Below are 22,092 nucleotides of genomic sequence, written 5' to 3' on the forward strand. Positions count from 1 at the left end.
TTTACAATGAGGAAGGAGACTATTATCGCTGTCCGCAGGGAAAGACCATTCCTTTTACCAAGGAGTTTTTGGATAGCAGGACGCAGACTAGAAAAAAGGAATACCGAGCTCGCAAGCACGTGTGCATTGACTGTCCCATAAGGAGCAGTTGTTTGGGCAGGAGCGCACAGGAGAAGAAATTCAGTGTTACCTATTACCGTGCAGAGTATCAGCGCAACATTGCTCGGGTTAACAGCCCACAGGGCAAGTATATGAAGGGCAAACGGCAGAGCACGGTGGAACCGGTATTCGGGACACTTACCCAGTTTATGGGGCTTGGCAAGGTAAACACCCTGGGGCTGGCACAGGCAAACAAATGTATGCATCTCTCGGCAATGGCCTACAACCTCAAAAAATACCTAAAGTTTATCCAAAAGCGCACAAAGAGCGGGGCGGAATACCTTGTTTTGTTTTTTTCGCCCAAAACGTTGCTCCAGAATGTAGCATGGCTTTTTTTAAAAGCTCCAAATTTGGCACATTTTCAAGCCTGATCAAAAAAACAAAGCCGCTTAAAGCGGCTTATATGGGTTGGGTTTTTATAAATTATGGGGTTGTGCAACGGTTACTGTTGTTACCTGCAGTTTTTTAATTCCGTTATTGTCTTTTCTGTTAATTCCGAACCAACATTACAGCCATAACAGTTTCTTGTTAATAAAGGCACTTTTTTCAGTTCCTCGATTCGTAAGTCAATTGAATTTTTTTGATTCTCACTAAATTCAGTCAGATTACAATAATAAAATTCAACTGTCATTAATCGAGTTGCAGGATTTATACTGTATAGCAAATACTCACAATTATCTGTATTGATTATTTCATTAAATAACTCTCGGTTGTTCAATATATTCATTACGATACCACAGCGATTTCCGAAAATTATTCCTGCAAACGGATTCATTATTTTATTCAGTTTGTTGTCAGTTCGCTTTTCGGCTCCGTCCAAAGGGTAGCCTGCTCTATCAATTCCAGAATATATTGGCTCAACTTCATAATCGTCACTTACCTTAAACATCGCAGAGAGTCTTTCTTTATAAAGATTTTTTAAACTTATTGATTTATTTGCTTTTATGTAAGTTGAAAGTTCATAAGCAACAACCTCATTTTTATAATACAAGATTTTGTAATTAAATGATGTGCTTCCAACTCCTTTTCCACTCTCTTTTAATTGGTAACCAAATCCCAAATCCTCACGCCTGTCGTTTTTGACTTCGAGAGTTTTTAATAATTCCTCGGTTGAAGTATTATAAGCCTCGGTTAATTGAGATATGAAAAGTGTGTCAGCTCGAACATAATATTTTTCGACTTCAGTTTGTTGAGAAAAGGCAATATGCCACATTCCGAAAGCTAAAAATATTAATATGAGGTTTCTTTTTTTCAAATTGCAGGTAACATGCGGATAAAAGCAACTGTTGCATTTATCCGCCCTTATAGGGTTATATTGTTTAACTCCAAATATAGTACAAAAAACCTGCTACTTTCGCACCACCGCCATCAAGGTTTCCACCTTAGCATGCAACAATTTATTCTCCTCCTCCAGCGCAGCAATGCCCTCCTGTAGTGGTAGGGTAGGATCTGGGGCGTTGGTGGTAAAGTCTGGCGGTAACTGGGCGGCGAGGTCTGCAAAAAAGTTGTGCTTTATGGCAAGGGAGAGTTCCCAAAGCAGGCTGCAATGCAGATTGTACTTTTTTCATATTTTGGCACTACAGCGTAATCCATGCCCAACATAAGGGTGAAGAAAGTTGGAGCGGGTTTTCTTAATAGTTTAATATGAATTGCTTCTTATAAGTGCCGTTTTCACCTTGAAAAACGGCTACATAGAACCCGTTTTCTAAAAAGCTTACGTCTAGGGCGCTATTCTCATTGTTTAAGGCGGTGCTATAAACCCTTTTTCCCAAAACATCAAAAATAGTCATTTCTAAAGGCTTAGCAAGTGGGGTGTTTAAACGAATGTTCAGTATTCCGTGGGAAGGGTTTGGGTATAGTATCGCTTTTTGGGTTGTGTATTCCTTGATTCCAATTACTAAGCCACCCACCAAGACAGTCTCGGTATAATCTGATTCCACCGCCCCTGGATTGTATACCGCGGTTACGTGTGCATAAAAAGCCTCTCCATTTCCATAGTATAGAAAATCTTCGCCACAATTTGCATTATTTAATGAAGTTTCAGTTTGAAATCGATACAGCTCATCTTCTCTGTAAACATTATACCCTATCAATTCATCATGAGGAGACGCAGGTTCTTCCCAGGCAAGTTCAAAGATATTATTTGGAAAAATATATGATTGCTCCCAAGTAAGATTTAAAACTGGGTTAATTTGTCCGAATGATTGAAAAGTAAAGAGCAGGAAAAGACCGACGGTAAATGTAATTGTTTTCATAGTGAGCTATTTTTTTTCTCTTCAAGTTCTACATTAGAATCCTTAATCAATAAAATCAACGAATAAAACCCTTTGACGCAGCGTCTATTATCTTCATTCCAAAATAATCCTTTTGACAGCCAAATCATCGCCAGTCTTAAAAACCGCAGCATAAACGCCGCTTCCCAAAAACCTCAAATCTAAAGTAGTATTTTCAATGTTTAAAGAAGTGTTATAAACCTTTTTTCCCAAAACATCAAAAACCGCCATTTCTAAAGGCTCAGAAAGTGAAGTGTTTAAACGTATATTTAATATTCCCTCAGTAGGGTTGGGGTAAAGCATAATGTTTGCTTCAAGATTGTTTTCAGAAATGCCCAACGGTTCGCGCGCCACGGCAAAATGCAATGCCGAGCCCAAAGTGCCTTTGGCTACCTCAAAAACATAATCGGGGTCCATGTTTTCAATAATATCGTTTGGGCCGTGTGGATATGGCGATTCGTTGGCTTCATATAAACCGGTAATAATTTCACCATTATCTTCAAAAGGCATATAATCTGACGCATAGGCGTATGAAATCTCGGTTTGCAAATTTGAATACAATCCAAAGCAGTTCGCCATTTCCTGTGTGGCCTGAGCAGATTGTGCATTGTTAGAGCCTGGCGACGATTCGTCGCGTTCACATACTATGGTGTTGTTGTTCATACCAGCAACGCCGCCCACTTCGTCTATGTTCAAAACCAATTTGATATCCAGATTCTCAGGAATTACGGTATTATTCACATAATACTCGCTGCCTATCAAGCCTTCTTCCTCACCACTAAAGTGAATGAATTTGATGGAATATTCTGTATCCACATCTTTTAAAAGCCGTGCTAGTTCTAGTATTAATATCGTTCCGCTACCATTATCGTTAGCGCCCGGCCCGTTTATAGTGTCGTAATGCCCATCAATTATTAAAAAAGTGTTGGGATAAACGCTTCCTGTTTTGGTAATGATGATGTTTGAAGTTGTTTGGCCAGAAACATTAAATTCCTGAGTTTCAATAGCGGTATAACCCAAAGCTTGGTAACGCGCAATTATCCAGTTTTTTGCGTTTTCAATTTCACTGCTTCCGGGTTCTTTTACGCCGAAATCAACCAAGGTAGTAAGGTCGTTTAAAATATTTGTGGAAGAAGTGTTTTCAACGATTCCGTTGTAATAAGGGTTGAAAACCTGTGCATTCGTAATGAAAATTGTAAAAAAGCAAAGAAAAAGTATAAGCTGGGGAACTGATTTCATTCGTGAATTTATTTTTTGTGAAAGTATTGTTTTTTCTCCTACTATGAAGCTGCTAGTTTCATAAACTAGGAGCTTCATAGTACTAAGAAAATTTACTTATTCAGAAACAAGAAAACGTTTCTGGGTAACAACAGCGTTGTTGTTTATAGTTATAAAGTACATTCCCACAGGAAGTTTGTCAATTTGAAAGTCCGATAAATTAATTCTGTTAAGCCCTTCTTGTATTTGAATGTTTTGAGTAGCTAGGATTGCACCATTCACATTCATTATTGAAAACAGTGTCATATCGGTTGTTTTACTATTTATTTCAATAACACTTTGCTTTGTAACAGGGTTTGGATAAATAGTGTATGAAGATTCGGTAGCGTCTAAATCATTTGTGCCGAGCGGTTGTGTAACCCGAACCATATTCATCACTACGGGAGTTATGGGTCTGTCGTTGCCATCTACAGGAACATTTTCAATCAATTCCACGATATCCCAACCTGTAATTACTTCGCCAAATATAGGGTGTGCAGAGGAAAGCGGCGGATTGTCAAAGTCTAAAAAGATGTTGTCTTTAAGGTTGATAAAGAACTGACTTCCTCCAGAATTAGGCTGCCCTGTATTTGCCATAGAAAGTGTTTTCTTTAAATTGGATAAGTCTGGATTAAATTCATCTTCAATGGTATATCCAGGGCCGCCACTTCCGGTTCCCGTTGGATCTCCTCCTTGAATTACAAAATTTGAGATCACACGATGAAAAATAATGCCGTCATAAAATTCTTGATCTACCAAGCTTAAAAAATTACCAACAGTAATAGGCATTTGAGCATCATAAAGCTCCACTTCAAAATCGCCCAAGGTTGTATAAAAGGTAACGACGGTTTGAGACTGTACAGTTCCTATAGAACCAATAATAAAAAGAAAATAGAGTATTGTTTTTTTCATGATGTTTAAGTTTGTTTAGTTTTTAAATATATATGATTTATTTGTTACAAGGTAATGATACCACAATAAATGTCTTGCGGGTTGAAATATACGGGTTGGTATTAAAATCCTTCAAATAACAGATAGAAGGTGTTGCGTCTATGAATTAAGAAATGTAATTCCAGATATTTCGGTACTTCACAAGCTGTGCATAATTATTCTTTATAGGACTGTTTTCTTCGGAAGTGAGGTTGGGGTCTTCCTTTAAAACTTGCATAGCATAGCTTCGGGCTATTTTTAATATTTCACTATCCTTTATGATATCTGCAATACGAAGGTTTAGCACGCCGCTTTGTTGGGTTCCCATCATATCGCCGGGGCCGCGCAGTTTTAAATCTACTTCGGCGATTTCAAAACCGTCGCTGGTTCTTACCATCGTTTCCAAACGAGTTTTGGCGTCTGCGGAAAGTTTATGGCTGGTCATTAAAATACAATAGCTCTGTTCGGCACCACGACCCACACGTCCACGCAATTGGTGTAATTGTGAAAGTCCGAAGCGTTCCGCACTTTCAATAATCATCACACTGGCATTTGGAACATTTACACCAACTTCAATAACGGTGGTGGCGACCATAATTTGTGTTTCGCCTTTAATGAAACGGTTCATTTCATACTCCTTATCTGAAGATTTCATCTGTCCGTGAACTATAGAGACTTGATAATTTGGCATCGGAAATTCACGCACAATACTCTCGTATCCGTCCATCAAATCTTTGTAATCCATGGTCTCACTTTCCTGTATTAATGGGTACACAATATACACCTGTCTTCCCTTGCTAATTTCGTCTCTTATAAACCGAAAAACCTTCAGTCTATTTGCATCAAAACGGTGCACGGTTTTGATGTCTTTTCTGCCCGGCGGAAGCTCGTCAATTATACTAATATCCAGGTCGCCATAAACGCTCATGGCAAGGGTGCGGGGGATGGGGGTAGCGGTCATTACAAGTACGTGTGGCGGGTACTCATTTTTGTGCCATAATTTACTGCGTTGTTCCACTCCAAAACGATGTTGCTCATCTACAATTGCAAGCCCCAAATTTTTAAATTTCACCTTATCTTCGAGCAGCGCATGAGTGCCAATTAGGATGTCTAATTCGCCATTTTCGAGTTTTTCATGGATTTCTCGTCTCTTTGAAGTTTTGGTTGAGCCTGTTAGTAATTCAATACTGGTGTTCAGTCTTTTACACATTTCAACTAAACTGTTGTAGTGCTGTACTGACAAAATTTCAGTCGGCGCCATTAAACAGGCTTGAAAACCGTTGTCAATAGCTATTAAAATTGACATTAGCGCCACTATGGTCTTTCCGGAACCTACATCGCCTTGCAAGAGTCGGTTCATCTGTGCATTGCTTCCCAAATCATTGCGAATTTCTTTGATGACTCGCTTCTGTGCTTCGGTCAAATCAAAGGGTAAATATTCCGAAAAAAAGGTGTTGAAATTGTGTCCAATTTTATCAAAAGGATAGCCTTTAATTTTCGATTTATGAAGGAGGTTTTTACGGATTAATTGCAGTTGGATATAGAACAATTCTTCAAACTTTAATCGGTATTGTGCACGTGCCAAATGAGCCTGACTTTTTGGAAAATGTATGTTGAAAAGTGCCTCCTTTTTTGAGACCAATTTGAGCTGTTCCAAAAGTGGTTTTGAGAGGGTCTCTGCGAAGGCATTTTTGCTCTCCAAAAACAGTTGTTGCATCAGTCCATTTATCACCCGATTTGTGATGCCGCTGTTCCCCAATTTTTCGGTGGATGGATAAACAGGTTGCATGGCAGAACGGATACTTTTTTCGTGCGCATCGAGCAATTCCATTTCGGGGTGCGGCATGGAAAAACTGTTGTTGAAATAATTCGTTTTTCCGAAAATCACATAGGGAACATTCAGCTTTAAATTTTCCCGAATCCATTTTTGACCTCGAAACCAAACAAGTTCAATACTGCCAGTTTCGTCAATAAAAGTGGCGACGAGTCTTTTTCCGCGTTTTTGTTCTACGGTTTTAATGTGAGTAATTTTTCCTATAATCTGAACTTCCGCATTGGTTTGCTGCAATTGTGCAATTTTATAATACTGAGTGCGGTCCAGATACCGATTCGGGAAAAGATTCAACAAATCCTGAAAGGTGTGAATACCAAGCTCTTTTTTCAGCAAATCCGCCCGATTAGGGCCGACGCCTTTTAAGTAATCTATTGGAGTTTGCAGGAAATTGGCATTCATAAGACGAAAATACTAATTCCCGCGAAGTCGGGAATCTCATTGGTTGAAAATTTGTAATTTGCTTTCCATAAAAAACGCTTCCCTTTATTATGAATAAAATTTTTTATGTTTTCCTTTTTATATGTTTTACGGGTTTTTCGCAGCAGACGGATGTGGTGGATTTTTTGAATATTGAGGCCTCGATTGGTACTGATACTGTCGAAAAGAAAATTGAAGGAAGATTTTTAGCCACTTTTGAAGTATTGAAGGAAACAGATTCCATTTTTATGGATGCCGTGAATATTCAAATAAATGAAGTTGAGACTAAAAATTTCAAAATAACTTCTGACGAAAAGAAGGTTTGGTTTGTCGGCAATTTTGAAAAAGGGATGACTTACAAAGCCGATTTTTGGTATGACATGAAACCAAAACAAACTCTTTACTTTTTTGGTGATGAGATTTGGACACAAGGCCAAGGGAAATATACTTCGCACTGGTTGCCTAGTATTGACGATGTAAATGATAAGATTGAGTTTGATTTGCTCTTATTTGCTCCAACTGATAAAGCGGTAATTGCAAATGGTAAGTTGATTGATTTTGGCAATTTACACGAAGTAAATACTTGGCATTTCGATATGAAAGAACCCATGTCCAGCTATTTGGTGGCTTTCGCCATTGGTGATTTTGATAAAAAAGACCTCGTTTCAAATTCTGGAATTCCAATTGAACTGTATTATAAGCCGAAAGATTCACTAAAAGTAGAGCCAACCTACCGCTACAGCAAACAGATTTTCGACTTTTTGGAAACTGAAATCGGCGTGCCCTATCCCTGGCAAAATTACAAGCAAGTTCCAGTTCGCGATTTTCTATATGCCGGAATGGAAAACACAACCGCTACCTTTTTTTCTGAAGCGTTTATGGTAGATTCCACAGGTTTTAACGACAAAAATTACATTAATGTAAATGCCCACGAGCTGGCCCATCAATGGTTTGGCGATATGGTTACCGAAAAGGCCAACGAGGATCATTGGCTGCAGGAGGGTTTCGCAACCTATTACGCCTTGCTGGCTGAAAAGGAAATTTTTGGAGCTGATTATTATTACTGGCAACTATACCAAACCGCAGAGCAATTAAAGGCTGCAAGCGATGAAGGGAAAGGCGAATCGCTTTTAAATCCGAAAGCGAGCTCGCTTACTTTTTACCAAAAAGGGGCGTGGGCGCTGCATATTTTAAGGGAACGGATAGGGGATGAGGCTTTTAAAACTGCTATCAAAAACTATTTGGAAAAATATAAATTCAAAAATGTTTCCACCGAAGATTTTTTAAATGAAGTGAAAGCAGTTTCAGCAATTAATATTTCAGATTTTGAAAAGGATTGGCTGCAGCAGAGTGCTTTTCAAAGTGAAGAAGCTTATCAATCGTTGCTTAAATCTTCGTTTATTAAAAAATATTTTGAAGTCTCTGCGCTTCGGGCAACGCCATTTCAAGACAAGAAACTTCAGTTGAAAACCGCGCTGACCTTTCCGAATGATTTTATTGGGCAGGAAGCGGTTTATCAATTGGTAGATGAACCTATTTCTGAAACACTTCCGCTTTATAAAAATGCTTTTGAAAGTAATAATCTCTATGTTCGGCAGGCTGTTGCTCTTTCGTTACAAACCCTTTCGAAGGAGCTTCAGAAGGAATATGAAAGTCTTTTAAGCGATGATTCCTATGTTACAATGGAAACGGCCTTATATCAATTGTGGACGCAGTTTCCGGAGAAAAGAACTGAATATCTCAACAAAACAGAAGGCATTGAAGGTTTTCAGAATAAAAACATTCGTCAGTTGTGGCTTACTTTAGCTTTGCTAACTGAGGATTATGAAAACTCTGAGAAAAAAGATTATTTAAAGGAACTTAAAAATTACACTTCCACTGATTACAGCTTTGAAATACGTGAAAAGGCTTTTGAATATGTAAACGAACTGCAACTTTGGGATTTGGAAACACTTAAAAATCTTGCGGAAGCCTGTGTGCACCCAACTTGGCGTTTTTCAAAACCTTCAAAAGAAATGTTGAACAAGCTGCTTCAAGATAAAAAGTACTATGGGCAATTGAGTGTTTTGGGCAGGCAGATTTCAGAAAAAGCAGCTAATTATTTAAATTCAATCATAAAGGAATGAGGGCACTGGTAATTTCAGGTGGAGGAAGTAAAGGCGCATTCGCTGGTGGCGTGGCACAATATTTAATTGAGGAGCTGCACCATAATTACGATCTTTTTGTGGGTACTTCCACAGGTAGTTTGCTCATTTCGCATTTGGCGCTAAGTAAGGTTGAAAAAATTAGGGAAGTCTATACTTCCGTGAATCAAAAAAGTATTTTTAATAGCTGTCCATTCATCATCAAGGAAGATAAATTTGGCGGCAAACAGATTGCGATAGACCATTATACGGTACTGCGTAATTTCATTAAAGGGAAAAAGACCTTCGGCGAAAGTTTAAATTTGCGAAAACTTATCGCAAATACGCTGACCGAAATAGAGTTTAATAATTTGAAAGCTTCAGAAAAAGAAGTGGTTGTTACGGTTTCAAACCTATCGTTGAACCAAGTGGAATATAAATCGATCAATGATTTTGAGTATCAGGATTTTCTAGACTGGATTTGGATTTCTTCAAATTACACTCCTTTTATGAGCCTTGTGAAAAAGGATGGTTGTGAATATGCAGATGGCGGTTTCGGCAGCATGGTGCCCATTGAGGAAGCTATAAACAGAGGTGCTACGACTATTGATGTGATTATTCTAGAAACTGAAGTTACGTATTATAACCGGCTGCCGTCAAAAAACGTGTTTTCACTGCTTACAAATATGCACAGTTATATGGCGGACCGCATTGAAAAACAGAACATCCGTATTGGAAAATTTGTGGCGGCCAATAATGACGTCATTATTAATCTTTATTATACGCCTACGGTGCTGACAACCAACTCATTGATTTTTGATAAAGAAATGATGACCAAATGGTGGGAGCGCGGATATGAATATGCACATCAAAAAAATGAAGAATTGAACGAAATTCGTGCTAAAGACGATTAATCTTCCTTCTTTTTATAGGGGGAAATCCCCCTTTTTTTAAGTATTTTCCCTGTATTTCATCATGAAATTTCGTGTAAGTAGTTAACAATCAGTCTTTATGGCGTATCTTCACTTTTGGTTTACAAAACCACATTTTTAAATTCGTGCTTTTGTAATTACATTTATACCACAACTGTAAAAACCTTTTATTATGACTACAAAAATGACCAACTTTTTTTTGTTATTGCTTCTTGCAAATTTGATGCTTGTTAGTTGCCAAGATCCTTCAGCACATACTGAGCTTCCATATGAAGGTCCACCAAAGGATCACATAATTTCAGTGGAACGTGCCCAAGAAATGTTTGATGCCTATTCGCAAAGACGTTTGCCTATAATAAAGAAGTACGAGGATAGCATTGCTTCAGATGGGTCAAAATTTGAACCAACCCGCTATGCAGAATATGATTTGAAAACCATAAAACAATACATTGCCTATATAGAACACGAAGCAATGCAAGCCAATGTAGATATTAACACCTTGCGATTCTACCTTTCTAACTATCCAAACAGTGATAAATTTCCGAATGGTGATGTTGTGAAATACCCACGGAGAAATAGTTTTTTTGTAGTTCCAACGATGGATTATGAAGGAAAAAACGTAGGCTTTTCAATTGAAGAAATGGATGGAAAATACACGGCAGTACCTATCAATAGAGGTGCTTCGGCTCAAGAAGGAAAACAGAATAAAAACCAAACTGATTCTACTGGCCAAATGAATGAGGCTGGTTTTTTTATGTCAAACAATACAATGGTACAAGGAGGTGGTACTACAAGTTTGATTCTGAATGAAGGTACGGTTTCTCCTCCACCGTCTTCTATTGATTTCGGGAATAACAATTAAATTATTTCTGGCGCTTGGAAGAACTATTTGAAATCTGGAGCTACACTATTTTGGCACTTTATGCCCTTGTATTTTGCTTGTCCATTATTAAGTTCCAGAGTTACAGACATACCCCTTTGATGATTTTGCCAATAATACTATTTATTACCTTAATGGCGGAATCTTTAGGAATGTATTTTAGGGACGTACTCGCTGCTCCTAATATAGGGATATTTAATACTTATTATTTCTTTTATTTTTCTTTATTCTATTTTCTTTTTATGAAGGTTATTGAGGAACAAAGATTTAAGAAGTTCATTAAAATCGGTATCGGGATTTTTTGGATGTTTTATTTAAGGGATTTGATATTTATTGATATTTTGAATGAATCTTTCACTGCATCCTATATTGCTGGTGCAGGAATACTGATTTTCTGTATTACCCTATACTATATAAGTATTTTACAATCTTCCAAGGTTTTTGTTGTAAAAAACGACCTGCTATTTTGGATTAGCGTTGGTCTATTTTTGTTTTATATTGGGTATCTTCCCATAAAAATAATACGCAGCTGGTTCTATAAAGAGAACAGTTTTTTTTGGATTTTATTGATAATCCAGTTTTCGCTTATTGTCGTTATGTATTTGTGCTTTTTGATAGGTTTTTTATGGATGAAAAAGAGATCATAATAATAGCCGCAATAGCTATTCCAATATCGTTGGTAATTATTGTTATTGTACTGTTCAGTGTTTTTGCACGAAGAAAAAACCGCTTGCTCTTGGAACAGCAAAAAGCAAAAGAAGTTTATGAACGTGAATTGGCAGAATCTCAAATAGAAATTAGGGAAGAAACATTGCGCAACATAAGCTGGGAACTACATGACAACATTGGGCAGTTGATGACTCTGGCAAAAATTCAAGCCCAAATGTCGTTGGAAAAACCAGAGATGATGGTCGAGGTTTCAGAAACTATTGGCACGGGCATTGACGAGCTAAGAGCACTTTCAAAATTGATAAATCCCGAAGCTTTGAAAAGTCTTAGTTTGAGAGAAGCCATCAGTTTGGAGATTGATCGGTTCAATAGATTGAAATTTATAGCCGCACACTTAACAGTGGAAGGAACAGTGGTGCCGATTGAAGCAAATACGCAAATAATTCTTTTTAGGATTTTGCAGGAATTTTTTTCAAACACCATAAAACATTCCAAGGCTTCTTCTCTCAAAGTAGTACTTGATTATACCGATGAGAAATTGACCATTACGGCCGAGGACAACGGAGTTGGATTTGAAAAAGAGGATGATTTTATGGGTATCGGATTGAAAAATATGAAAACGCGAGCAAAACTTATCAATTCATCTTTAAAGATAGACTCGGTAAAAGATGAAGGTACTGCTTTGCATTTAACGTACGAATTCGCTTAAGCATATTTATAGAGATAAAACAATTTTAAAAGGACATAGTGATGAATTATTCAGTAGTAGTAGTTGACGATCATTTTTTGCTTTCCCAAGCTATTGGTGGGCTTGTTCAGGAGTTTGAAAATTTCGATGTGCTTTACCTTTGCAAAAATGGACAGGAGCTATTGGATAAATTTGAAAATCCTCAAAACATTCCAGATTTGGTGCTGATGGATATCAAGATGCCCATTTTAAACGGCATAGAAACTGCTGAAAAGCTTAAAACGAATTATCCTAATGTAAAAGTACTAGCCCTTTCCATTGAAGAAGATGAATACACTATTTTGAAGATGCTGCGCGCTGGTGCCAGGGGCTATCTTATGAAAGATACTAAAAAGGATATCCTTGAAAAAGCTTTGTTGGAGGTGATGCGAAGCGGTCAATACTACACCAATACCGTTTCGAAAATACTAATGGATTCAATTGAAAAAAATATTGACACCGAAATAAAAGATAAAGAACTGGAATTCATAAAACTGGCATGTACAGATATGAGCTACAAGGAAATTGCAGAAACTATGTTCTGCAGCTACAAAACGGTTGAAGGTTATAGGGACTCACTTTATAAAAAACTCGGACTAAAAAACAGGATTGGGCTTATGCTTTTTGCCATTCACCACAATCTATTTACGCCGTAAAAATGATATTCAAAAAAACTTAAAAAAGCTCGCTCACTTCTTTTTTAATGTACGCCAAAGCCTTTTGTGACGGTGTAACTTCTTCCATAAAACTTTGTAACAGCCATTCCCGCATTTTGTCTACATTGCCATCCTTTTCGTGCATAGCTCCTTGTCTGATAACGTGGATTGTGGCATTCTTGGCCGCATTTATCAAGTTCCAACATTCTGGGGAAACGTAAATCTGTTGTGTAAGATTATGCTCGTATTCTTGCTCAATGTTTTTTACTAATAAGCTTTCGTACTCGTCTTTTGAATCTGAAAAAGGTTTTACGCGAACCAAAAGTTTATTGGGATCTATGCGTTCCAAAAAAAGTGTAATGCGCTCGTAGGCCTGCAAGCGAAGAGGTAAAACCTGCTTCTGCGCTTCTTTTTGAACCAAATACCTTCTTCGACCTTCTTCGTTAGCCGTGTGGCCCTTAAAGAAAAAGTAGGCGATTATGCCCACAACAATGGCTGGTAAAAGATAGGCTATGTAGCTAATGATTTGAGTTGTTTCTTCCATATATTTTTTAATGTAAACAAACTTAATGTGTTTTTAGGTAAAAGCAAAAGATAAATTCTTTCAAAAAATCAATAACGTACCTTATTTTCCTTCCGCATTGCTTTCACTTCTTTTTTAGCTTCTTTCTCGTGGAAGTTGCCGCCCAGATGCTCACAATGCGACAAAGCTTTCATGCTTTCAAAAGGCACCGAACATTTATGATACATAAACGATTCAGCCAATGTGCTGATGAGGTTTTTATCTCCCACGGTCATATCCACATCGTCCATTGTGAATTGGCACGGATGCTCATAGCCACAGGCGTGTGTCATTTCCAACAGTTCTTTTCTAAAATTTTTAAAATAGAAGTGTGCCCGGACCGATTTATCTTCAATATTTATCCCGCGCTGTAGCCATTTATTTTGTGTCGTTACCCCTGTGGGGCATTTGTTGGTATGGCAAAGCTGCGCCTGAATGCAGCCAATGCTCATCATAGCTTCACGCGCCACGTTTACCAAATCGGCACCCATTGAGAATGCCATAGCGGCTCTGGCAGGAAAGCCCAATTTTCCACTTCCAATAAAAACAATTTGATCGCAGATGTCGTGTTTTTTGAAGATTTTATAAATTTCGGCAAAACCAAAAAGCCATGGTAACGAAACATGGTCCGCAAAACTTGGGGGTGCTGCGCCAGTTCCGCCTTCACCACCGTCTATGGTTATAAAATCTGGTCCTTTGCCAGTTTCTTTCATAATTTTGGACAACTCTTCCCACTCGCCCAAACGACCTACGGCAGATTTAATCCCCACGGGAAGTCCAGTAGCTTCAGCAATGCTTTCCACAAAATCTACCAAGCCTTTCACGCCCTCAAAGGCAGAGTGGTTTGGTGGCGAAAGCACATCTTTCCCAAGAGGGACGTGGCGTATGTCCGCGATTTCTTGCGTAATCTTTGCACCTGGAAGCACCCCGCCCTTTCCTGGTTTTGCTCCTTGTGAAAGCTTTACTTCAATTGCGCGAACTTGTGGATTTTCCTTTACGAGGGTTACAAGTTTTTCCATTGAGAAATTTCCTTCCTCATCTCTCACACCGAAATAGCCCGTCCCGAAGTGAAAAACAACATCGGCACCAGTTTTATGATAAGGAGAAAGCCCACCTTCACCTGTATTGTGATAGGCATAGGCAAGTCCACAGCCTTTGTTTAAAGATTCCACTGCCCTTGCGGAAAGCGATCCAAAACTCATAGCCGATACGTTTATCACCGAAGTGGGACGATATGGGCGGCGACGTTTGTGAAACTCACCCATCAATTTTGCGCAGGGTAGGAAATATGGATTTTTGTAGTTTGGATTGTCTTTTTCAACCTTATAGGGCAGCATTGCATTGTTTATGAAAATATAATTTGGCTCATATATATCTCGGTCCGTTCCAAAGCCTTCATAGTTGTTTTCATTTTTTGCAGATGCGTATATCCAGCCGCGCTCAATACGGTTGAAAGGAAGTTCCTCCCGGTTGTTGGCTACAATATATTGCCGAAGCTCTGGCCCAATACTTTCCAACATATAGCGTATATGGCCAACTATGGGGAAATTATGGCTTACCGTATGGCGTTTGTTGAAAAATATGTCGCGAATGGCAACAATTAAGAGGAAAAAAAGAATCCAGGCCCACCAAGGTAACTGCCCCAAGAAAGATAGAAATTCGTCCATAAAAACAATTTTTGATAAAGGTATTTAAAATAAATCTCATTTAGAAGAATAATAGAGAAGGTGGTTATTGTTTATAATTTCACATAAATCTATTTACATATTCCTTACATAATGGTTATTTTCACGGCTTGAAGAAAATGAAGTTTTGGAAACATATTTAGAACAACTTAATGATGCCCAGCGAGCACCAGTGCTGCAAAAAGATGGTGCCATGATAGTGATTGCCGGTGCCGGATCAGGCAAAACACGTGTGCTCACATTTCGAATTGCATACTTAATGTCGCAAGGCGTGGACCCGTTCAATATTTTGTCATTAACTTTTACCAACAAAGCTGCGCGCGAAATGAAAAAGCGTATTTCTCAAATTGTTGGGTCTAGCGAAGCAAAGAATCTTTGGATGGGAACTTTCCACAGTATTTTTGCTAAAATCCTTCGGTTTGAGGCTGATAAATTAGGCTATCCTTCCAATTTTACTATTTATGATACGCAGGATTCGCAAAGTGTGATTCGTGCTGTAATTAAGGAAATGCATCTCGATAAGGAGGTTTATAAGTACAAACAGGTTTATTCGCGGATTTCTTCCTATAAAAATAGCTTGATTACCGTAAAAGCATATTTTAATAACCCAGAATTAATGGAGGCTGATGCAATGGCGAAAATGCCACGCTTAGGAGATATTTATAAGGCTTATGTTGACAAGTGCTTCAAAGCTGGCGCTATGGATTTTGATGATCTTTTGCTAAAAACGAATGAACTGTTGACCCGTTTTCCTGAAGTCTTGGCAAAATACCAAAACCGTTTCCGCTACATCTTGGTGGATGAGTACCAAGATACCAATCACAGCCAGTATTTGATTGTTCGCGCACTTTCCGATAAGTTTCAAAATATATGTGTGGTAGGCGATGATGCACAGAGTATTTACGCTTTCCGAGGAGCGAATATTAATAATATCTTAAATTTTCAGAAAGATTATGATGATGTGAAAGTGTTTCGTTTGGAACAGAATTACCGTTCCACAAAAAACATTGTAAACGCTGCGAACAACATCATCGAAAAAAACAAAACCCGGTTGGAAAAAGTGGTTTGGACCGCCAATGATGAAGGCAATAAAATCCTCGTAAACCGAACGATGACCGATGGTGACGAAGGCCGTTTTGTAGCCAGTTCTATTTTTGAAAACAAAATGAACCATCAACTTAAAGATGGAGATTTTGCCATTTTATACCGAACAAACGCACAGAGCCGGGCCATTGAGGATGCGCTTCGGAAAAAAGACATTCCGTATCGAATTTACGGCGGACTCAGTTTCTATCAAAGAAAGGAAATAAAAGACGTACTCGCGTATTTGCGATTAGTTTTAAATCCGAAAGACGAAGAGGCGTTGAAACGCGTCATCAATTATCCTGCCCGTGGCATTGGAGAGACAACTATAGAAAGATTGATTGTTGCCGCAAATCATTACAACCGCTCGATTTTTGAAGTGATGAAAAACATCGAAAAAATTGATTTAAAGATAAATACGGGAACCAAAAACAAGTTACAGGATTTTGTGACGATGATAGAAAGTTTTCAGGTTTTGAACCAGAATTATGATGCTTTTACTATTACCGAACACGTTTCAAAAAAGACAGGATTATTACAGGAGCTGAAGAAAGACGGCACGCCTGAAGGAATAGCTAGAATTGAAAACATAGAGGAATTATTAAATGGAATGCGCGATTTTGTGGAAGAGCAAAAGGAAATAGCCGATACCAAAGGTTCGCTTTCTGAATTTATGGAAGACGTTGCCCTAGCCACTGATTTGGACAACGATAAAGGCGATGGTGATCGCGTAGCCTTAATGACTGTCCATTTGGCAAAAGGCCTGGAATTTCCTTACGTTTATATCGTCGGGATGGAAGAAGACCTTTTTCCTAGTGGCATGAATATGAATTCCCGAAGCGAATTGGAAGAAGAACGAAGGCTTTTTTACGTTGCTTTAACGCGCGCCGAAAAACAAGCTTATTTAACCTATACCCAATCCCGTTACCGTTGGGGAAAATTGATTGACGCCGAACCTAGCCGTTTTATTGAGGAAATTGACGAGAGCTTTTTGGAATATTTAACCCCAATTACCGAGAACCGTTACAAACCGCTTTTGGATGCCGATATTTTTGATGAAGTTGACCATAGCAAACTCAGATTAAAGAAACCTATTGCTGGCAAAGCACCAATGGGCCCAACCGAAGAGCAACTTAGGAAACTGCGAAGATTGAGACCCGTTTCCAGCGAAACGGATAAAAATTTCAGTGCCAAGGATGCAAATCTAGAAGAGGGAACAATGGTTGAGCACGTGCGCTTTGGAAAAGGAAAAATCGTTAAAATTGAAGGCATTGGTGCCGATACAAAAGCTGAAATAGATTTTGAAAATGGTGGCGTGAAAAAGTTACTGCTCCGGTTTGCAAAACTGAAAGTACTCAATTAATGATTTTCTAATTGATAACTACCAAATAGTTGTCTATATAAGTGCTAATCTGTACTTTCATTTTTTCAATATCTACGTTTGACCAATCCCCATGGCCACCTTCATAAACATTCAAGGTATGGTCTATTTGTGCACTATTGAGCGCTGAATTTAAAGTTGTAGCATTTGAAAGTGGCACTAAAGGATCTGCATTTCCATAGAAAAGTAGGGTAGGGCTACTTACATTCGAAACTTGAAGTGCTGGGCTCAAAACTTCTGCATAATTTGTCCCGGGAGGATAGGCACTCTCATCGACCAATGCGTCCATTAAAGCTTGAAATCCTGGGTTTTCAATATAAAATGGATCCGTAAAATCCGTTGGCCCCACAATATCACCAACCATTTTTACTTGATCGTCAAGATCATAAGCATAATCATACATTAATGAAATATGCGCTCCAGCACTAGCGCCAATTAATCCAAATTGCGGCAAAATGTGCAATTCATCTTTTTCGTCCGTCAGTTTGTTGATTACTGCATCTAAATCTAAAAATTGGTTGGGGAAAGCTGGGGTGTTTGCATCTGCCAAAACGTAATTAATATTGACAATCGCATGGTTGGGATGTCTCAATTTTATGTAGGGTATCAAAAAATCCATATCCGCTTTGTCGCCTCCGGTCCAGCCACCTCCGTGTACCAAAACGATAATTTTCGTCTTTTCTTCGGAACGATTTGCAGGCAAATAAAGATCGTATTTTTCCTGTGGGTTATTTCCGTAGGAAACATTCAAAAATGTTTCAGCTTGTAAAGCTAGTTCTGTTCCGGTATCGTTATCATTTGAGCAGGAAACAAAAGAAAAATAGATTCCGAAGAATAAAATAATTAAGAGGAATTTTTTCATAAACAGGGTTTATTAAAAGGAATAACGAAGAAATATTATTTTTATGTTATTGCAATATTCACTAAGTTGTTAATTCTTATAAAATGGTTTACATTTAAAACAAAATAATTGCGCTATGGCTGAGTTTATAAAGATTTACGAAGAAAATCCGAATCCAAAAGAAATTAAACGTGTTGTAAAAATTCTTCGCGATGGCGGCGTAATTATTTATCCGAGTGATACTGTTTACGCCTTGGGTTGCGATATAAAAAATAATCGGGCGATGGAGCGTGTGGCCCAGTTGCGTGGAGTGAAATTGGAAAAGGCCAATTTCTCATTTGTTTGTGAAGATTTGAGCAATCTCAGCGATTATGTGAAACAAATTGACACACCTACTTTTAAATTACTGAAAAGAAATCTACCTGGACCTTATACTTTTATTCTTCCAGGAAACAATAACCTTCCCACGGTTTTCAAGAAGAAAAAAGAGGTGGGAATTCGTGTCCCTGATAATTCCATAACCCACGCCATCGTTCAGGAATTGGGAAATCCAATTATTTCAACTTCTATAAAAGATGAGGATGAGGTAATTGAATATACCACGGATCCCGAACTTATTTTGGAGAAGTGGGATAATTTGGTTGATTGTGTTATTGATGGTGGTTATGGCGGGAACATTCCTTCGACTGTAATCGATCTTACTGGTGCTGAACCTGTAGTAATACGCGAAGGTAAGGGGAGCCTAGAGCTTTAACCTTTAGCAATTTGTTTTTTCTCAAATTCTGAAAGCAAAAACCTTGTTTGATTATTAAGTTTTTTTTTAAAAAAACCCGTCCAGCCAACCAAGAATCCTTTGAAGCCCATCGCTTGTTTAGCCCATCTGTGGAGACTAAATCGATCTATGTGGTTTATGATTTTGCCATCCTTGAATTTAAAGGAAGCATTTATTACATTATGAACTTTTCTACCAGTTTTACTGAAAGTGTAATAAGCCTCCCAGCGAGCTTTTCCAGCTTTTGGGGTATATTCTATGTTTGAGGTTTTTACTTTGAATTCCTTTCCTTGCTGAGCTTGGCAAAGCATACGCCACATGTTTTTGGCTTCCTCGCCACGTAAAATTCCAAAAGCAGGATCTTCAAAGGTTACATCGTCGTGATACCATGATATCATACGCTCTGCATCCAAGTCTGTAAAAGCTTGGTAGAATTTTTCAATGATATTTAAATCTTTTTTACTAATGGCTTCAGTAATTTAACCTATTTCTTGAGTAAATGCTTCAATCCCCTATAAAGGTTTTCCTCCAAAATATCAATTTCGCCATCAGCCAAGAATAATTTTTTTATGCTATGGAAGGCGTCGTCTAATTCTTCTTTGGAATAATCAAACCTTTCTATGGTAGCATTTATTTTCTGGATTTGTTGGTAATCATTATCGTGTTCAAATTCTTTGTGAATTTTGCGATATTTTTCTTCTCCCACTCTAGATTTAATATATTCTTTTTCTTCTTTTGAAACATTAAAATCTGCGTGGGCGCAGTATAACAACATATAGGCTTTTAGTTCTTCGTGGGTCCAACTGGTGGTAAAATCTTCCATTTTTCTACAATTTTGGTATTGAATTAATCGCTATACAAGATACGAAAAGGTTGGCAAATAGCTGATGAATTAAGAGAACAAAAAAACCCGGCCTTTTGAGCCGGGTTCTATTTTTTAAGCATTCAGAAAATTATTTTCCTCCAGCTTCAAGGTTTTTCATTTCCTTTTCGATCATATCATAGAATTGATCGATTTTTGGAAGAACCAAGATACGTGTGCGTCTGTTGGTAGCTCTGTTTTCAGCAGTAGTGTTAGGAACCAAAGGCACGTAATCTGCACGACCGGCAGCAACCAAACGAGATGGTTCAACACCAAGTTTTTGAAGTTCTCTTACAATGGCAGTAGCTCTTTTTACACTCAAATCCCAGTTGTCAAGCAACAAGCCGTTGCTGTAAGGAACATTATCTGTGTGTCCTTCAACCATTGCTTCAAAATCAGGTTTTCCGTTGATTACTTTGGCAACTTTACCTAAAATTTCGGTAGCTCTTCCTGAAATTTGATAGCTTCCGCTTTTGAAAATTACTTTGTCTGAAAGTGAAATATAAACCACACCTTTCTCAACACTTATTTCAATGTCTGGGTCGTTTATACCAACTTCTCTCTTAAGACTTGTAACAAGTGCAAGTGTTACGCTGTCTTTCTTGTTAAGAGCATCCTGAAGACGTGTAATTTTTAAATCTTTTTCTTTCAGACTTTCCAATGATTTTTCAAGATTGGTAGCACCTTTTGAAGTTAACATAGTAAGATCTTTTGAACTTTGAATAAGATCCTCATTGGTCTTCTTCATATCTGCCAAACGCTCTTCAAGTGCTTTAGCCCTTGCAGAAGCTGCAGCTCTTTCAGTAAGACAATCGTTAAGTTTAACCGTTGCCGTATTCAGCAAATCTTGCGTGTTTTTTTGTTTCGCTTCAAGCTCAGCATATTTCTTGCTCGATACACAAGAGGTAAAAGCCAAACTAGAACATACTACTAGAATCAATAATTTCTTCATAATTTGTTGGTGTTATATTAGATTGTTTGTTTAAATAATTCTCACCAAAATTATTAAAATACATCTTAGTCTAAAAACGATTAACAATAATTTAGGTTATAGTTGTTTAAAATGTTTCTTTTTAAGTATAAAATACTGAAAAACAATAGATTTGATTTTAAAATAGGTTATTTCGGAGGCATTTTTTTTCCTTTTTTGAAGAAATTTTGGGAGCATTCTATAAAAACTGAAATGTGCTTTCACTATAGCGAGGAAATGTTTTGGTTTTCCTTGAATTAAAAACTGTATTGCAGCTATTGCGTCGAGTACCATTCTTACAAAAATGGAACAGTATGTATTTACTCCTTTTGCATTTTTAAAAAGGTTCAAAAGTGAATTTCTGAAGTTGTAGAAAGTCTTTTTCGGATTTAAGACAGCTAAAGTAGCACCGCCAACGTGATATACTTTTGAAGCGCCAACGGAAAGTATTTTCCCTCCTTTTGATTGCAACCGCCAGCAAAGATCTATCTCTTCCTGATGTGCAAAATAGTCCTCGTCTAATTCGCCAGCTTGCCAAAAAGCTTCGGATTTTATAAAAAGACAGGCTCCAGACGCCCAAAAGATTTCAGAAACAGCATCGTACTGACCAGTATCCTTTTCCAAAGTATTAAAAATCCTCCCGCGACAATAAGGGTAACCATATTTATCAATAAATCCACCCGCTGCCCCAGCATATTCAAAGTATTCCTTGTTTTTGAAATCGAGAATTTTTGGCTGTACGGCAACCACGGAGGGGTCTTTTTCAAATTCTGAAATTACTGGTCGCAGCCAATTTCCGGTTACCTCCACATCGCTGTTTAGCAACACAAAAATATCTTCGGAAAGGTTTTTTAAGGCATCGTTGTAGCCCTTAGCATAACCGCCATTTTCTTTATTCTGAATTATTTTAATCGATGGAAAGTTTTTAGTAACGAATAAAACTGAATTGTCTGTAGAGGCATTGTCTGCTACATAAACAGTGGCCTCCTTTGAAAATTTGACGACTGAAGGTAGAAACTTTGCAAGTAACTCCTGTCCGTTCCAATTAAGTATTACTACGGCTACGTTCACTTTGCAAA

Annotated in this window: 22 protein-coding genes; 9 read left to right on the forward strand and 13 right to left on the reverse strand. The window is 38.0% G+C overall.

The annotated features are described in order from the left end of the window. On the forward strand, positions 1-530 hold a 530-nt coding region (locus ESU54_RS14670), incomplete at its 5' end, for a transposase (RefSeq protein ID WP_249041332.1). 80 nt (positions 531-610) lie between these two features. Here the strand turns inward: ESU54_RS14670 and ESU54_RS14675 are convergent. The 6 genes from ESU54_RS14675 to recG form a co-directional block, all read right to left on the reverse strand. Next, a complete protein-coding gene (locus ESU54_RS14675) occupies positions 611-1,414 on the reverse strand; it encodes a hypothetical protein (RefSeq protein WP_235004598.1) in 804 nt (267 codons plus the stop codon). A gap of 142 nt (positions 1,415-1,556) precedes the next feature. Next, positions 1,557-1,727, reverse strand: a complete 171-nt coding sequence (locus ESU54_RS17875) for a hypothetical protein (RefSeq protein ID WP_160113290.1) — start codon at positions 1,725-1,727, stop codon at positions 1,557-1,559. A 63-nt stretch (positions 1,728-1,790) separates the two neighbouring features. Continuing rightward, positions 1,791-2,414 (reverse strand): T9SS type A sorting domain-containing protein, encoded by a 624-nt coding sequence (locus ESU54_RS14680; protein WP_111845004.1) that lies wholly within the window; start codon positions 2,412-2,414, stop codon positions 1,791-1,793. A gap of 93 nt (positions 2,415-2,507) precedes the next feature. Beyond that, a complete protein-coding gene (locus ESU54_RS14685) occupies positions 2,508-3,671 on the reverse strand; it encodes a M28 family peptidase (RefSeq protein ID WP_111845080.1) in 1,164 nt (387 codons plus the stop codon). Positions 3,672-3,767: 96 nt separating this feature from the next. After that, the gene (locus ESU54_RS14690) at positions 3,768-4,601 is read right to left on the reverse strand and encodes a peptidylprolyl isomerase (RefSeq protein WP_111845005.1); all 834 of its coding nucleotides are present in this window, start codon (positions 4,599-4,601) and stop codon (positions 3,768-3,770) included. A gap of 145 nt (positions 4,602-4,746) precedes the next feature. After that, positions 4,747-6,852: an ATP-dependent DNA helicase RecG gene (recG, locus tag ESU54_RS14695; RefSeq protein ID WP_111845006.1), complete on the reverse strand. Its 2,106-nt coding sequence runs from the start codon at positions 6,850-6,852 to the stop codon at positions 4,747-4,749. Positions 6,853-6,941: 89 nt separating this feature from the next. Here recG and ESU54_RS14700 point away from each other — a divergent pair, with 89 nt between their 5' ends. The 6 genes from ESU54_RS14700 (at position 6,942) to ESU54_RS14720 (ending at position 12,857) form a co-directional block, all read left to right on the forward strand. Beyond that, complete coding sequence (locus ESU54_RS14700; protein WP_146848142.1) at positions 6,942-8,996, forward strand: M1 family metallopeptidase; 2,055 nt, start codon at positions 6,942-6,944, stop codon at positions 8,994-8,996. Continuing rightward, a complete protein-coding gene (locus ESU54_RS14705; protein ID WP_111845008.1) occupies positions 8,993-9,907 on the forward strand; it encodes a patatin-like phospholipase family protein in 915 nt (304 codons plus the stop codon). The genes ESU54_RS14700 and ESU54_RS14705 overlap by 4 nt, the downstream gene beginning before the upstream one ends. A 190-nt stretch (positions 9,908-10,097) precedes the next feature. After that, a complete protein-coding gene (locus ESU54_RS14710) occupies positions 10,098-10,787 on the forward strand; it encodes a hypothetical protein (protein WP_111845009.1) in 690 nt (229 codons plus the stop codon). Between the two features lie 14 nt (positions 10,788-10,801). Further along, a complete protein-coding gene (locus ESU54_RS17880) occupies positions 10,802-11,452 on the forward strand; it encodes a hypothetical protein (RefSeq protein ID WP_170253295.1) in 651 nt (216 codons plus the stop codon). Further along, the gene (locus ESU54_RS14715) at positions 11,431-12,183 is read left to right on the forward strand and encodes a sensor histidine kinase (protein WP_111845011.1); all 753 of its coding nucleotides are present in this window, start codon (positions 11,431-11,433) and stop codon (positions 12,181-12,183) included. The genes ESU54_RS17880 and ESU54_RS14715 overlap by 22 nt, the downstream gene beginning before the upstream one ends. 41 nt (positions 12,184-12,224) lie before the next feature. Further along, positions 12,225-12,857 (forward strand): response regulator transcription factor, encoded by a 633-nt coding sequence (locus ESU54_RS14720; RefSeq protein WP_146848143.1) that lies wholly within the window; start codon positions 12,225-12,227, stop codon positions 12,855-12,857. Positions 12,858-12,876: 19 nt separating this feature from the next. Here the strand turns inward: ESU54_RS14720 and ESU54_RS14725 are convergent, their stop codons facing one another. Together ESU54_RS14725 and ESU54_RS14730 are read right to left on the reverse strand one after the other, a co-directional pair. Further along, positions 12,877-13,401, reverse strand: coding sequence for a DUF7935 family protein (locus ESU54_RS14725; RefSeq protein ID WP_111845012.1), 525 nt, complete (start codon positions 13,399-13,401; stop codon positions 12,877-12,879). 68 nt (positions 13,402-13,469) lie between these two features. Next, positions 13,470-15,086, reverse strand: a complete 1,617-nt coding sequence (locus tag ESU54_RS14730; RefSeq protein WP_111845013.1) for an FMN-binding glutamate synthase family protein — start codon at positions 15,084-15,086, stop codon at positions 13,470-13,472. Between the two features lie 145 nt (positions 15,087-15,231). On the opposite strand from ESU54_RS14730, the gene ESU54_RS14735 reads away from it, so the two are divergent. Next, positions 15,232-17,550, forward strand: a complete 2,319-nt coding sequence (locus ESU54_RS14735; RefSeq protein WP_111845014.1) for an ATP-dependent helicase — start codon at positions 15,232-15,234, stop codon at positions 17,548-17,550. A gap of 7 nt (positions 17,551-17,557) precedes the next feature. On the opposite strand, the gene ESU54_RS14740 is transcribed toward ESU54_RS14735, so the two are convergent. After that, positions 17,558-18,430, reverse strand: a complete 873-nt coding sequence (locus ESU54_RS14740; RefSeq protein ID WP_111845015.1) for an alpha/beta hydrolase — start codon at positions 18,428-18,430, stop codon at positions 17,558-17,560. Positions 18,431-18,545: 115 nt separating this feature from the next. On the opposite strand from ESU54_RS14740, the gene ESU54_RS14745 reads away from it, so the two are divergent. After that, complete coding sequence (locus ESU54_RS14745; protein WP_111845016.1) at positions 18,546-19,163, forward strand: L-threonylcarbamoyladenylate synthase; 618 nt, start codon at positions 18,546-18,548, stop codon at positions 19,161-19,163. Here ESU54_RS14745 and ESU54_RS14750 read toward each other — a convergent pair. The 4 genes from ESU54_RS14750 to ESU54_RS14765 form a co-directional block, all read right to left on the reverse strand. Beyond that, the gene (locus tag ESU54_RS14750) at positions 19,160-19,660 is read right to left on the reverse strand and encodes a nuclear transport factor 2 family protein (protein ID WP_317046626.1); all 501 of its coding nucleotides are present in this window, start codon (positions 19,658-19,660) and stop codon (positions 19,160-19,162) included. The two genes, ESU54_RS14745 and ESU54_RS14750, sit on opposite strands and share 4 nt — an antisense overlap. A 5-nt stretch (positions 19,661-19,665) precedes the next feature. After that, the gene (locus tag ESU54_RS14755; protein WP_111845018.1) at positions 19,666-20,004 is read right to left on the reverse strand and encodes a hypothetical protein; all 339 of its coding nucleotides are present in this window, start codon (positions 20,002-20,004) and stop codon (positions 19,666-19,668) included. A 130-nt stretch (positions 20,005-20,134) separates the two neighbouring features. Then, positions 20,135-20,995 (reverse strand): OmpA/MotB family protein, encoded by an 861-nt coding sequence (locus ESU54_RS14760; protein ID WP_111845019.1) that lies wholly within the window; start codon positions 20,993-20,995, stop codon positions 20,135-20,137. Between the two features lie 96 nt (positions 20,996-21,091). Continuing rightward, positions 21,092-22,084 (reverse strand): glycosyltransferase family 2 protein, encoded by a 993-nt coding sequence (locus ESU54_RS14765; protein WP_111845020.1) that lies wholly within the window; start codon positions 22,082-22,084, stop codon positions 21,092-21,094. Between the last annotated feature and the right edge of the window lie 8 nt (positions 22,085-22,092).

The organism is Aequorivita antarctica (genome assembly GCF_007997155.1).
GTDB lineage: Bacteria > Bacteroidota > Bacteroidia > Flavobacteriales > Flavobacteriaceae > Aequorivita > Aequorivita antarctica.

Bases quoted from the DNA above. Each gene is read 5' to 3' on its own strand.
- ESU54_RS17875 (WP_160113290.1), bottom strand. From the start codon at position 1,727: ATGAAAAAAGTACAATCTGCATTGCAGCCTGCTTTGGGAACTCTCCCT.
- ESU54_RS14680 (WP_111845004.1), bottom strand. From the start codon at position 2,414: ATGAAAACAATTACATTTACCGTCGGTCTTTTCCTGCTCTTTACTTTT.
- ESU54_RS14685 (WP_111845080.1), bottom strand. From the start codon at position 3,671: ATGAAATCAGTTCCCCAGCTTATACTTTTTCTTTGCTTTTTTACAATT.
- ESU54_RS14690 (WP_111845005.1), bottom strand. From the start codon at position 4,601: ATGAAAAAAACAATACTCTATTTTCTTTTTATTATTGGTTCTATAGGA.
- recG (WP_111845006.1), bottom strand. From the start codon at position 6,852: ATGAATGCCAATTTCCTGCAAACTCCAATAGATTACTTAAAAGGCGTC.
- ESU54_RS14700 (WP_146848142.1), top strand. From the start codon at position 6,942: ATGAATAAAATTTTTTATGTTTTCCTTTTTATATGTTTTACGGGTTTT.
- ESU54_RS14705 (WP_111845008.1), top strand. From the start codon at position 8,993: ATGAGGGCACTGGTAATTTCAGGTGGAGGAAGTAAAGGCGCATTCGCT.
- ESU54_RS14710 (WP_111845009.1), top strand. From the start codon at position 10,098: ATGACTACAAAAATGACCAACTTTTTTTTGTTATTGCTTCTTGCAAAT.
- ESU54_RS14715 (WP_111845011.1), top strand. From the start codon at position 11,431: ATGGATGAAAAAGAGATCATAATAATAGCCGCAATAGCTATTCCAATA.
- ESU54_RS14720 (WP_146848143.1), top strand. From the start codon at position 12,225: ATGAATTATTCAGTAGTAGTAGTTGACGATCATTTTTTGCTTTCCCAA.
- ESU54_RS14725 (WP_111845012.1), bottom strand. From the start codon at position 13,401: ATGGAAGAAACAACTCAAATCATTAGCTACATAGCCTATCTTTTACCA.
- ESU54_RS14730 (WP_111845013.1), bottom strand. From the start codon at position 15,086: ATGGACGAATTTCTATCTTTCTTGGGGCAGTTACCTTGGTGGGCCTGG.
- ESU54_RS14740 (WP_111845015.1), bottom strand. From the start codon at position 18,430: ATGAAAAAATTCCTCTTAATTATTTTATTCTTCGGAATCTATTTTTCT.
- ESU54_RS14745 (WP_111845016.1), top strand. From the start codon at position 18,546: ATGGCTGAGTTTATAAAGATTTACGAAGAAAATCCGAATCCAAAAGAA.
- ESU54_RS14755 (WP_111845018.1), bottom strand. From the start codon at position 20,004: ATGGAAGATTTTACCACCAGTTGGACCCACGAAGAACTAAAAGCCTAT.
- ESU54_RS14760 (WP_111845019.1), bottom strand. From the start codon at position 20,995: ATGAAGAAATTATTGATTCTAGTAGTATGTTCTAGTTTGGCTTTTACC.